Source organism: Oscillospiraceae bacterium, assembly GCA_015065085.1.
In the GTDB taxonomy this organism is placed as follows: domain Bacteria; phylum Bacillota; class Clostridia; order Oscillospirales; family SIG627; genus SIG627.
The window spans coordinates 552,934-565,714 of record SVQW01000001.1 but is presented as its reverse complement, the minus strand read 5'-3'; the positions used below and the strand labels follow the sequence as shown (position 1 = coordinate 565,714).

Sequence of the window (12,781 nt, the reverse complement as noted above, 5' to 3'; positions counted from 1 at the left end):
GAGGTGAAATGCTATGCTTATCGGTGTTATGGCTTCTTTGCTCAGCAATTTTTTGTTTCTGTTTCTAAAAATTACGGGTAATTCCGCATTTCCGCCACCTCTCAGTGCGGAAGAAGAAAGAAAATTTTTTGTGTTAGCACGGCAGGGGGATGCTGACGCGCGCAGAATATTGATAGAGCGCAATCTTAGACTTGTGGCGCATATTATAAAAAAATATTACACTTCCTGTCGCGATCAGGAGGATTTAATATCCATAGGAACTATCGGACTTATAAAGGCAATTGATTCATATGATATCAATAACGGAACAAGATTTGCAACATATGCAGGCAAATGCCTTCAAAATGAAATTCTTATGTATTTCAGAAGTCAGAAGAAAATTTCAAATGAAACCTCTATCAATGAGCCAATAGAAGTCGATAAGGATGGGAATCCGCTTACATACATGGATATTATCAGCTATGATGACGATATTGTCGAAAACATTGATATCAAGAGTAAAAGTGAACTTATAATCCGTGGAATAAGTACAAGGCTCACCGAGCGCGAAAAAGATATTGTTACGCTTCGTTACGGGCTGGGTTCTTCACCGCCCATAACTCAGCGTGAAGTTGCTAAACGACTGGGAATATCGCGCTCTTACGTATCACGATTGGAAAAATCGGCACTGGACAAACTAAAAGAATATATCAATAAGACGCGAAATTATATATAGATATCAATCTGCATTTACTGCAGACGATGTATATAAAACATGGTTTTTTATATATCCCGCAATTCCCATTGGAATTGTGGGATTGTTTATTATATGCCCGAACATGGCACCCGTCATAATCGGCTTACCGCATGGCACTACAATATCTTCGATAATCTGACCGACAGATATATTTCCGTCTTGAATATGGTCGTCCCCTTCAGTGAATTGTCCGAAGATAACAGCACGACATTTGTCAAAATAACCGGCCATTTTCAGGTGGTTCAGCCGACGGTCAATGGAGTAGTTTTTTTCACCTACATCCTCAAGAAGCAGAATTTTATCTGATACATCAACTTCGTACGCAGTTCCGATCAGGGACTCGACAAGAGTGAGATTGCCTCCGCATATGATTCCACGCACCGGCTTGTAATTGTATTCATGTTTCCACTTTAAATAAGAATTTCCGCCGCTCAGAACACGTATGCATTCTCTGAATCTGAAATCATAGCTGCCCCATTGGCAGTTTGTAACCGATGGCCCGTGAAATGTCACAAGCTTGCAAAAACGGTTTATTGAATTATGCAAAGCTGTAATATCGCTGAATCCCAAAAAAATTTTCGGATTGTTTTTTATTATTTCAAAATCAATCATTTCCAGTATTCTCGTACATCCATAACCGCCTCTCAAACAAAATACCGCGTTCACTTCGGGATTTTCAAACATATTCATCAGGTCGTTGGCACGCACCTTGTCACTTCCTGCAAGGTACCCGTTGCTGGCTAAAGAGCTTTCTCCCAGAAGTACGTTGTAACCGCAGGAAGATAGCATTTTGCAGTATTTTTCTGTTATATCCTGCGCTCTGGGACTTGCCGGGGCAATCACTCCTATTGTGTTTCCTGGTTTCAACATTTTCGGCTTGATAATGCTCATTTTCTCCTCCGTTGTTGACAAAAAATAATAATTGTGATAAAATAATAAATCGGTATAATAATGTATATACGTTTTTAATCGTTTGAATTACATTATTGTTCAGTAACACGAAAGGCAACATCTCTATGATAAGATTAAGCGCAAGCGACGTTTCTTTGTCCTACGGTGTGGACGTTATACTGGATAAAATCTCTTTCTCAATCGAAGAAAATGATAAGCTTGGAATTATTGGTGTGAACGGCGCCGGTAAGAGCTCGCTGGTTAAAATAATAACAGGCGAATATAAAATGACCGACGGCAGTGTATATATTGCCAAGGACAGCAAGGTTGGTTTTCTGGACCAGTATGCAGTAGGGGACTCCGAGCGTACGGTTTTTGAAGAAATGCTGTGCGTTTTTTCGGAGCTTTTGGAGCTTGAGGCACAGATTTCACAGCTTGAGGAGCAAATGCGCTTGGAAGCAGACGGCGAAGAACATCTCAAAAATGCCCGCCGTTATTCCGAGCTTACGGAAAAATATGCCCGTGACGGAGGATACGAGTTTCGTTCAAAAACGCGCGGTGTGATTAAACAGTTGGGACTTGAAAAGTATATTGATTCTCCTGTAAGTATTTTGAGCGGCGGTCAGAAAACAACAGTGGCTATGGGCAGGCTTTTGCTCGTAGAACCGGAACTTCTCATTTTGGATGAGCCTACAAACCATCTCGATATGAGCAGCGCGGAATGGCTGGAGGAATATATAAAGAATTACCGCAAAACGGTTATAATTGTATCGCATGACAGATATTTCCTTGATAACACCGTGAATAAAATCCTTGAAATAGAAAACACTCACGGTAAAATGTACAACGGAAATTACACAAGTTTTACCGAGCAAAAGAAAAAAGACCGTGAAGTTCAGATGCACCACTATAATAATCAACAAAAGGAAATAGCTCGCATAGAGGCGTATATCGAGCAACAGCGCCGTTGGAACCGTGAACGAAATATAATTGCGGCGGAAAGCCGACAGAAGGCTCTTGACAGAATGGTAAAGGTGGATAAACCCGAAAATCTTCCCGATAAAATAAGATTTTCATTCAATAATGCGCCACCGTCGGGTAACGATGTGCTTTCTGTGCGCGGACTGGGCATGAGCTTCGGAGAAAAATGCCTTTTTCGTGATTTCTCCCTGGAAGTAAAAAGGGGAGATAAGGTATTTGTGATTGGTTCAAACGGTAGCGGAAAATCTACCTTTCTTAAGCTTTTGCGTGAAAAATATAAACCGGAAAGCGGTATGTTTACCTTTGGTACAAATACGGTTATAGGGTACTATGACCAGGAGTATCAGGGCTTAATTCCCGAAAACACCGTGCTTGACGAGCTTTGGAACTCGTTCGAAGATATGACCCAGACACAAGTGCGTAATCTGTTGGCACTTTTTCTGTTCAAGGGTGACGATATAGAAAAGAAGGTCAAAAATCTTTCGGGCGGAGAAAAAGCAAGACTTACTCTTGCAAAACTTATTTCATCCCGCATAAACGTATTGCTTCTTGATGAGCCTACCAACCACTTGGACATTAACTCCCGTGAGGCGCTCGAAGAGGCTCTTGAAGGATTCGAGGGAACGGTTATTGCAGTTTCACACGACAGATACTTTATAAAGAAGTATGCTACGAAAATAGTCGAAATGATTCCTGCCGGTTCGCCGTTTGAATACAGCGGTTCATATGTTGATTTTGTTGAATATAAAAAGAGAATAAACGATTTTTCCCGCACTTGCGGAGAAAAAGGTAACACAGCAGATAATATCACGTCAAAACAACAATATATTCTCTCAAAGGAACTGAAGTCAGCGCGCAGTAAACTTGAAAAGCGTCTGGCAAAACTGGAGGATGCAATATCCGAAACCGAAAATAAAATTTCAGCTTCGGATGCTGAAATGATTGAACATGCCACAAATTATGTCAAGCTGGCGGAAATCGAGAAAGAAAAACAGGAATTGGAAGCGAAGCTTGCGGAGCTGTACAGTGAGTGGGAGAACACCTCGATTGAGTACGAGGAATTTTTAAAAACATCGGAATAATTTTCTTTAACCCGAAATAAAATGTAACAACAAAATTTCGGGAGGAAAAGAAATGTTTGTATATTCAATCAAAGCCGCCAACGCTAAAATGTTCGGACTTCTTCTGCTGTCCGTGGCGGTGGTTATTGCGGTTGTAGCTGTTATACCCGGTTACCGTTCCGGAAGTGTAAATGCTTCCGACACATTCGAAATACCTGTTATAAAAGAGGTTTCGCCAAAATCCTTCAAGAATGTAAAATCCAATAATGACAGAGTTGCGTTTCTTAAAAATTATGGTATCGAGGTTCAGAACGACCCGTCGGAAATACTTGAAGTAACCGTTCCGGGCGAATTTGACGGTATATATTCAAAGTATAATGAAATGCAAAAGGTAGAGGGGCTTGATTTGGAAAAATACCGTAATAAACAAGTAAAAAGGTATACTTACATCGTGACCAACTATAACTACGACGGTACGGTATACGCCAATTTGCTGGTTTATAAAAACAATATAATCGGTGGAGATATCTGCTCGGCTGATATTAATGGGTTTGTGAGAGGCTTTACCGAGGGTAATAACATATTAGGTTGATATTTAACAGGAATGTAACCTTAACTATTGCGCATCGGCATACAATAGTACAGGGTGATGCTGTGAGACAGTTTGCTTTGGCGTTTGCGATTGCCGCAATCGTATTTATGATATGCTTCGGCGCGGCAGTGTATCATCTTAGTGTGTTCTGGTGAATAATTAAACGGAGAAAGCAGCGCGGTAACGCGCTGCTCTGTCAAAAAATGAGACTTGATAAATTTTTGTCAAATATGGGGATTATATCCCGTCGTGAGCTGAAAGGCTACATAAAAAAAGGAAAAGTAAGCGTTAATGGTATTTCTGCCGACAGTGCTGACATGAAAATAGATGAAAAAAACGATGTTGTTGTGTTTTGCGGCGAAAGGATTGAGTACAGCGAGTTTGTTTACGTAATGCTGAATAAGCCGTCCGGTTATCTTTCGGCTACCGAAGATTTCAGGGATAGAACCGTGCTTGAACTTCTTGACGAGCGCTTAAGAAAGATAGAGGTTTTTCCGGTGGGACGTCTTGATAAAGATACCGAAGGTCTTCTTATAATGACAAATGATGGCGAGCTTTGCCACAAATTGCTGTCTCCCAAATTCCATGTTCCAAAAAAGTATTATGTCGAGAGTGAAAAGCCGTTGACCGATGATGAGGTTGTCAGATTCCGTGAGGGTGTGTATATTGACGGCGGTTATAAAACAATGCCTGCAATACTGGAAATCTGTCGGGATGCTCAAAAATCCTTTGTCACCATTCACGAAGGTAAGTTTCATCAGATTAAGCAAATGTTCCGCGCGGTGAACAACACTGTCGTGTATTTGAAACGTATGGAGTTCGGCGGAATAAAGCTTGATGAAACACTTGCGAAAGGGGAGTGGAGGTATCTTACCGATGATGAGCTGGAGCTTTTGCGCTCAGTCCAGAATAAATAATGCCGAAACCTGACGTGCACCTGCGCGTTTTAATACACTTGCGCATTCAATGGCGGTTGAACCTGTGGTTATTACGTCGTCTACAATGAGCACACGTGTCTTTTTTACCGGGTACTTGGTATTGTGAAAGAATTTGTTCTTTACATTTTTCTTTCGTGCTGATACACTTTTCATTTTCTTTTGTTCTCCGCCTGTTTCGCGCCGCTTTACAAGTTCAAGATAGGGCTTACCCAGCATTTGAGCAAGGTACTTTGCAAATAACTGAGAATGGTCGTAGCCGTTGATACGCTTCTTGGCGGGCTTTCTCGGACAGTGCGTTACCACGTCGAAATCCGGAAATGTTACGTCTTCGGATATGCATTTGGCTGCAATGGTGGCAAACAGCTTGCAGGCTTTGCGTATGGTATGGCTTTTCATCTCCAGCACCATTTCAAGAGCAGTGCTGTTCGAGTAACTGAAAAGGAACTTATCAGCGGTAATATTTATATCATTGATTGAAATTACACCGTTTTTTAGTTTTTGATTAAGCAGTTCAATACACTTTGCATGTGCGAGGGAACTGTCAGTGATCTCCATTGGCTGTCTGCACACCGGACATATGTTTCCGAAAATAATATTATTGAGAAGTTTGATAATATCCATGTAAACCCTTTAAATAAAATTAAAAAAACATTTTGAAAAATTTTCAAAAACTATTGACATTTGCATAAAGTTGTGATATAATAATCACGTTGCGAAAAAAGCAACATAACCCCATTAAGTATCTGGGTGTGGCGCAGCTGGTAGCGCGCTACCTTGGGGTGGTAGAGGCCGCTGGTTCAAGTCCAGTCACTCAGATCGGAATCCGCTGACAGCCGTAAGGCAGTCAGCGGTTTTCTTTTTACATTTTAACATTTTTTTATGTTTTTGTCAAGCGCATGATATGCCGAAAACTTTTCAAAAGTATTGCTTTTTTGCGTTTTTTATTGATAACGCTTGACAAATACATACGATTATGTTAATATATTCTTGTATGAACAATTTACATTATTATTTTACAGAAACGAGGAAAGACAATGCTCAAAGATTTTAATATTGCTTTGAAAAACTCAAAAATTCCCACAAGGAAAAGAATGGTGAAAAAAGGTACCCTTGCAATAAATGTTGTTGAGGCTACACCGGTTGTGTGGCAAGGTCAGCTTTACAGATTTGAATGGGTTAGAAATGAACAGTGGGGAGGAAGAGGTGGTATTACCAGAAAAGAAGGTGCTTACCACTTTGTAAATATGGAGACTGACGAGGCTACTCCCGAGTTTGCGCTCGACCATTCTTTCGGTTGCTGCTATACCGAAAACGGTGTGATGTACGCCCATGGAACACGCGGCCCCGGCGGCGGACATATTCTGGATGCGTTCTGGTCAAAGGACCTTGTAAATTGGGAAAGTAAGCAGATACTTGAATTTCCCGAAGATATCAACCTCTATAACACCTCCGTATGCAAAGGCCCCGATGGCTATATAATGGCGATCGAGATAGGCGGTTCAAATCCTATTGTGGGACGTCAGTTCACTATTGTATTTGCTAAGTCTGCCGACTTGATCAACTGGGAGCTTCTTCCTATGGAAGACCATATTTACGCTCAGGACAGATACACAGCTTGCCCGAGTATAAGATATTACGACGGATATTACTATATGGTATACCTTGAGGGCGCGCCCTGTCACAGATGGATACCTTATATAGTACGCTCCAAGGACCTTTCTGAATTTGAACTTGGAATTACCAATCCCTTTATGGTCTTCGACGATGATGACAAAATCGTGCAGCATCCCGAAAAGTATACTGCAGAACAGCTTGAATACATCGAAAACTCCGTTGACTGTAATAACAGTGATGTAGATTTCTGTGACTACAACGGAAAAACCGTTATACTTTACAGCTGGGGTAACCAGTACGGCAAGGAATTTCTCGCGGAAGCAGAGTATGACGGCACACTTGAGGAACTTTTGAAATCGTTTTTTGCAGATTGATAATTTTTGCCGAAAATAACAACAAATTCATAAAAAGTTAATTTTTTCGAGAATTGTCGATGTAGAAAAAATATATGTTTTTTTGTGCAATGTGCATAACGCACATTGCACAAAGTTATATATGACGTTAATAATCTGTGACCGACTGACTTTCAGAAGTGACAGATGATATATTTTGCGTGTTGATAAACACACTGACAAAATATATAACTCAAAATTTAACTCGATTTACTTTTTTGAAAAAATCCTTGTTTTATCGGTGTAAATTTCAAATGTATAACTGTGTCGAAAAATGCATTATATTATTAATCAGTGTTTTGTGCATTTTGAAAAAGTATAAAATTTACTTGTTAACAGAACGTAAATTCGAGCTTGGAAAGCAAAATTAATTCCGTTTTTTCACACAAAAAAATTTAACTTTTATAGTCATGCTTGACAAAAAACGTACGTTATGTTATGATAAATGTATAAAATTATGGGGGTGGACGTGTACTAAATCACTAAAGCGTCCGCTTCTTCAATTTGTGTCCGTACGAAGATTACGGATTTTAAACCATGAAAATATTAATTCAGGAGGAACTGTAAATGAGATTTTCCCAATTTAAGCGGATTACGGCGTTTGTGCTGGCGTTGCTTACGGTGATTCCGTGCTTTGTGTTCACTTCACTTGCTGTTGAAGACACAGGCAAGGAAAGCAACGTTACTTCTGCAACCTTTGACGAGTTTAAAGATTTGCTTAACGCTGTTTCCTACGACGAGTATCTGAAGGAACATTCCGATACTCCTGACGGCAGCGATGTCATTGTTATCAAAGGCTCCGACTATAATGCAGAGCTTTCCACTGACAACGCGGACGATGTTTTTATCATCGAGAAGGGGACAGCGCATTATGATGATATAATTGCTACCGATCCCTCGAAAGATGGTGAGAAGTTTGCGTACACTTCCGAAAATGACGGTGTCAAGATTACTTGGGATTTCACTATTAAAAAGGAAGGTATGTACAATATCGCCATCGAATACTTCCCGATAATAGGACGTCATTCTGCCATTGAGCGCAAGATAATGATTGACGATGAGTATCCTTTCAAGGAAACACGTTACATTACTCTTACAAACATCTGGACATTTTCATATCTTTCCGATGTACGTGACGGCGCGTTCTTTATGGATATGACCGGAAACGAAATTCGTCCTTCCGAGGCACCCGAAGGTCTTACTGCGAGAGAAGCTACTGAAAAATTCGGAAAATCTTATCGTGAAGAAAAGCCTGAGTGGAGAACTGTTTATATCGGCGACTCCACCGGCTATTATAATGAGCCCTTCAAATACTATCTTGATAAGGGCGAGCATACCATTTCATTTATTACTTCAAAGGAACAGCTTGCTGTAAATGAAATCAGAATAGAAGCGGCAGAGTATGTTCCTACATATGAAGAATACTTGGCGGAACACAAGAATGCCAAGGATGTTGAATGCGAGCCTATAAAGATTGATGCCGAAATGCCTTCGGCAACTTCTGAAGCATACATCGTACCTCAGTACGACCGCTCATCCGCCATAACCGATCCTCAGGACGCTTCCCGTATTCGTCTGAACACCATCGGCGGTTCCAAGTGGGCTAACGCGGGTCAGTGGATTCGTTGGGAAGTTGAAGTACCTGAAGATGGATTTTACTCCATCGTTCCCCGTTCCAGACAGAATGTATACGCAGGTATCTACGCTACTCGTATGCTTCGAATAGATGGAGTTGTTCCTTTTAAGGAAGCCAACCTTCTTCGCTTTAATTACAGCGATGAGTGGAAAACAGGTCCTCTCACAGACGGCGTTACCGATTTCAAATTCTACCTTACTAAAGGTAAGCATGATATTGAAATGGAAGTAACTCTCGGTTCCATGGGTGACTTACTGCGTCAGCTGGATGAATCGCTTGTTAACATCAACTCAATGTATCGTCAGATACTTATGATCACCGGTGCAAGCCCTGACTTGTACCGTGACTATGAATTCGGTAAGCTTATTCCCGAGGTTCTTGAGGGAATGATAAACGAAGCCAAATTCCTTACCAGCGTTTCCAAACAGCTTGAGGAAGCAATCGGTCAGAAAGGTGAACATTCCGTTACACTTGACAAGGTCGCTTTCATTCTTAACAGAATGGGTGGAGATACCGATAAGGTTGCTTCCAATCTTGGCAATCTCAAGGATAATATCGGTACACTGGGTACTTGGATTAACAACTCCAAGAACCAGCCGCTTGAGCTTGACTATATTATGATTCAGCCTGTTTCTGCTGAACCTCCTCGTGCGGAAGCAAACTTCGGCGAAGCTTTCATGCATGAAATTATCGCATTCATTAAGAGCTTCTTTGATGATTACAGCAGCATGGGCTCCAAGGAAGAACTCTCCGAATCCGATAATGAGATACTTCAGGTGTGGGTTGCCGCAGGACGTGACCAGTCTCAGATAATTCGCGAAATGATTGATGATGACTATACGCCCGAAAGCGGACGTAAGGTTAACCTTAAGCTTATCGTTGCAGGAACTCTTATGCCGGCTACTCTTTCCGGAACCGGTCCCGATGTTTCTCTTATGAATGCTCAGTCCGAGCCTGTTAACTACGCTATCCGTAAAGCTGTTAAAAAGCTTAACGATATGCCGGATTTTGAAAAGATAACAAGCGAAAGATTTACCGAAGCGGCTCTTGTTCCCATGACATTGTATGGTGACACCTACGGTCTGCCGGATACCCAGAGCTTCTCAATGCTGTTCTATCGCAAGGATATTTTTGCTGAGCTTGGTATTGAAGTTCCCAAAACATGGAATGATTTGTTCGACATAATACCTATCCTTCAGAACAATAACCTTGAAGTGGGTCTTCCTAAAGATTTGGCTGGTACAATACTCCAGCTCTATCAGCGCGATGAACCGCTCTACACACCGGCGCTTACTCACGAACAGGTTGAAGCGTATGCCTCCGAATATGGCTTTGATGCTCAGGCTGTTATTGATAAGTATGATATGAAGCTTGATGACAACGGGGTATATCCTACCACCGAGGGTATGTCCATAAATCTCGATTCCAACGTTGCTCTTGATTCGTTCAAGACGATGTGCGAATTCTTCACATTATATCAGTTCCCGCCTACTTATGATTTTGCAAACCGTTTCAGAACCGGTGAAATGCCACTGGCGGTAGCAGATTACACCGCATACAACCAGCTCCAGATATTTGCTCCCGAAATCCGCGGCTTGTGGGAGTTTACCACGCTTCTCGGACATGAGAGGGAAGATGGTACTATTAATAACAGCTCTCCGGCAACTGTTACCGCAATCATGATGATGAAGGATGCCAAGGACGAGCTTGCCGCATGGGACTTTATGACATGGTGGACTGACAAGGGTGCGCAGAGCCGTTATGGTAATGAACTCGTTGCGTTGCTGGGCGCTTCCGGTCAGTATGCAACTGCAAACAAAGAGTCTCTCGAAGAACAGCCCTGGGCTACTTCTGATATGAGAAAACTTCAGGCACAGTTTGAGAATCTCGCCGCAACTCCCGAAATGCCAGGCGGCTACATTATAACACGTAACGTACAGTTCGCTTACAATGCGGTTTATAACGAAGGCGACGATCCTGTTGAATCCATCCAAAATTACATTGAAGCTATTAACAAAGAGCTTTCTCGTAAGCGCCAGGAATTCGACCTGCCTGTATTGGAAGACTTTGTTCTACAGTCTTAAATAATAAAAAAGGAGTGAATTGTCTTGTCGGCTAAAACAGATACAAAAATCGAAAAAGCTGTTCACAGAGGCGAAATGACAAAATGGCAGGCTACCGTCAGAGATATGAAGGTAAACCGTGTTGCTTATCTCATGGTTGCTCCGTTCTTTCTGGTGTTCTTCATATTCACCGTTCTCCCTGTAATTCTGTCGGTCTTCTTCAGCTTTACAATATTTAATATGCTTGAAGCGCCGAAATTCATCTTTATGGATAACTACATAAGATTGATTTTGGACGACGATATATTCTTGCTTGCAATCAAGAATACACTTATTTTCGCGGCTATTACAGGTCCTGTATCTTATCTTCTTTCTCTGTTGCTCGCATGGTTTATCAACGAGCTTACTCCCAAGATAAGAGCAGTTGTAACCCTTATATTCTATGCCCCCAGTATTTCCGGTCAGATTTACTTGATTTGGACAATCCTTTTCTCGGGTGACCAGTACGGCTATGTAAACGGTCTCTTGATGAAAATGAACGTTATCACTTCTCCTATCCAGTTCTTCCAGAATCCAAGCTACATAATGCCGTTGGTAATCATAGTTGCATTGTGGACTTCGCTGGGTACAGCGTTCCTTTCCTTTATCGCAGGTTTCCAGACCATCGACCGCTCACTGTATGAAGCGGCGGCTGTGGACGGCGTAAAGAACAGATGGCAAGAGCTTTGGTATGTTACACTGCCTACTATGAGACCTCAGCTGATGTTCGGTGCTATCATGGCTATTACTCAGTCTTTCGGTTTCGGCGGCGTTATTACCGCACTCTGCGGATTCCCAAGTACCGATTATGTTGCGCACACAATAATGCATCATTTGGAAGACTACGGCGGACAGCGTTTCGAAATGGGTTACGCTTCAGCAATAGCTACCATATTATTCTTCTTCATGGTGGGTGCTAACCTGCTTGTAAGAAAAGTCTTGTCGAAGGTAGGTAATTAAGTATGAGTAAGTTAAGAATCAGAAAATCTAATCATGCTATGAACCGTTCCCTCGGCGGCGACGTAGCCATTAACGTTATTCTTATAATTTTTGGTGCATTCATGTTTCTTCCTATGTTCTATGCGATATGCCAATCCTTGAAACCTCTGGAAGAATTATGGTTGTTCCCCCCGAGATTTTACGTTGTAAATCCTACGTTGAAGAACTTCAGTGACCTTTTTAAATTGATGTCTTCTTCTTGGGTTCCGTTTTCCAGATACATTTTCAATACTGCATTGATTTCTGTATCAGGTACATTCGGAAACGTTATCTTCTCTTCCTTTGCGGCTTATGCTCTTGCAAAGATTAAATTTCCCGGACGTAATTTCCTGTTCCAGGTGGTTGTTTACTCTCTTATGTTTAACTCCACCGTTACTTCTATCACAAACTTCATCACTATGTCTACCTTAAATCTCGTTGATACCTATTGGGCAGTTATAATTCCTGCTTGGGGTTCTACCACAGGTCTTTACCTGATGAAGCAGTTTATGGAAACCTCCGTTCCGGACTCTGTTCTTGAATCTGCGCGTCTTGATGGCGCGAGCGAACTTCGTACCATGTGGACCATCGCAATGCCTATGGTAAAACCTGCATGGCTCACACTTATCGTGTTCTCTTTCCAGGGCCTTTGGAACAGTGGTGCTTCCATCTACGTGCACTCCGAACAGCTCAAAACCTTTAACTACGCTATCAACCAGATACTTGCCGGCGGTATCGTTCGTGCAGGTGCCGGTGCAGCTTCAACGGTTATTATGATGCTTGTTCCTGTTACCGTATTCGTAATTACACAGAGTAACATCATTGAAACAATGTCCTCATCGGGCATGAAAGATTAAGGA

At 41.7% G+C, this 12,781-nt stretch carries 10 protein-coding genes and 1 tRNA gene; 9 read left to right on the top strand and 2 right to left on the bottom strand.

All coding sequences use genetic code 11. The features are described from left to right. Positions 1-13: 13 nt before the first annotated feature. Positions 14-715, top strand: a complete 702-nt coding sequence (locus tag E7588_02435; protein MBE6688117.1) for a sigma-70 family RNA polymerase sigma factor — start codon at positions 14-16, stop codon at positions 713-715. Positions 716-718: 3 nt separating this feature from the next. Here E7588_02435 and E7588_02430 read toward each other — a convergent pair whose 3' ends face one another. Beyond that, the gene (locus E7588_02430; protein MBE6688116.1) at positions 719-1,627 is read right to left on the bottom strand and encodes an LD-carboxypeptidase; all 909 of its coding nucleotides are present in this window, start codon (positions 1,625-1,627) and stop codon (positions 719-721) included. Between the two features lie 125 nt (positions 1,628-1,752). Here E7588_02430 and E7588_02425 point away from each other — a divergent pair, with 125 nt between their 5' ends. The 3 genes from E7588_02425 to E7588_02415 all read left to right on the top strand — a co-directional run bounded on the left by E7588_02425 (position 1,753) and on the right by E7588_02415 (position 5,178). Beyond that, complete coding sequence (locus tag E7588_02425) at positions 1,753-3,690, top strand: ABC-F family ATP-binding cassette domain-containing protein (protein MBE6688115.1); 1,938 nt, start codon at positions 1,753-1,755, stop codon at positions 3,688-3,690. 52 nt (positions 3,691-3,742) lie between these two features. Next, positions 3,743-4,261, top strand: a complete 519-nt coding sequence (locus E7588_02420; GenBank protein ID MBE6688114.1) for a DUF4830 domain-containing protein — start codon at positions 3,743-3,745, stop codon at positions 4,259-4,261. A 203-nt stretch (positions 4,262-4,464) separates the two neighbouring features. Continuing rightward, positions 4,465-5,178, top strand: coding sequence for an rRNA pseudouridine synthase (locus E7588_02415; protein MBE6688113.1), 714 nt, complete (start codon positions 4,465-4,467; stop codon positions 5,176-5,178). Here E7588_02415 and E7588_02410 read toward each other — a convergent pair. Further along, positions 5,161-5,820 (bottom strand): ComF family protein, encoded by a 660-nt coding sequence (locus E7588_02410; protein MBE6688112.1) that lies wholly within the window; start codon positions 5,818-5,820, stop codon positions 5,161-5,163. The two genes, E7588_02415 and E7588_02410, sit on opposite strands and share 18 nt — an antisense overlap. A gap of 122 nt (positions 5,821-5,942) precedes the next feature. Here E7588_02410 and E7588_02405 point away from each other — a divergent pair. The 5 genes from E7588_02405 (at position 5,943) to E7588_02385 (ending at position 12,778) form a co-directional block, all read left to right on the top strand. Beyond that, positions 5,943-6,015: transfer RNA gene (locus E7588_02405), tRNA-Pro, on the top strand. A 275-nt stretch (positions 6,016-6,290) separates the two neighbouring features. Next, a complete protein-coding gene (locus tag E7588_02400) occupies positions 6,291-7,187 on the top strand; it encodes a glycoside hydrolase family 32 protein (GenBank protein ID MBE6688111.1) in 897 nt (298 codons plus the stop codon). Between the two features lie 585 nt (positions 7,188-7,772). Next, complete coding sequence (locus tag E7588_02395) at positions 7,773-10,925, top strand: extracellular solute-binding protein (GenBank protein ID MBE6688110.1); 3,153 nt, start codon at positions 7,773-7,775, stop codon at positions 10,923-10,925. 75 nt (positions 10,926-11,000) lie between these two features. After that, on the top strand, positions 11,001-11,903 hold the full coding sequence (locus E7588_02390; protein MBE6688109.1) for a sugar ABC transporter permease: 903 nt from the start codon (positions 11,001-11,003) through the stop codon (positions 11,901-11,903). A 2-nt stretch (positions 11,904-11,905) separates the two neighbouring features. Next, a complete protein-coding gene (locus E7588_02385; GenBank protein ID MBE6688108.1) occupies positions 11,906-12,778 on the top strand; it encodes a carbohydrate ABC transporter permease in 873 nt (290 codons plus the stop codon). The last annotated feature ends 3 nt before the right edge of the window (positions 12,779-12,781 follow it).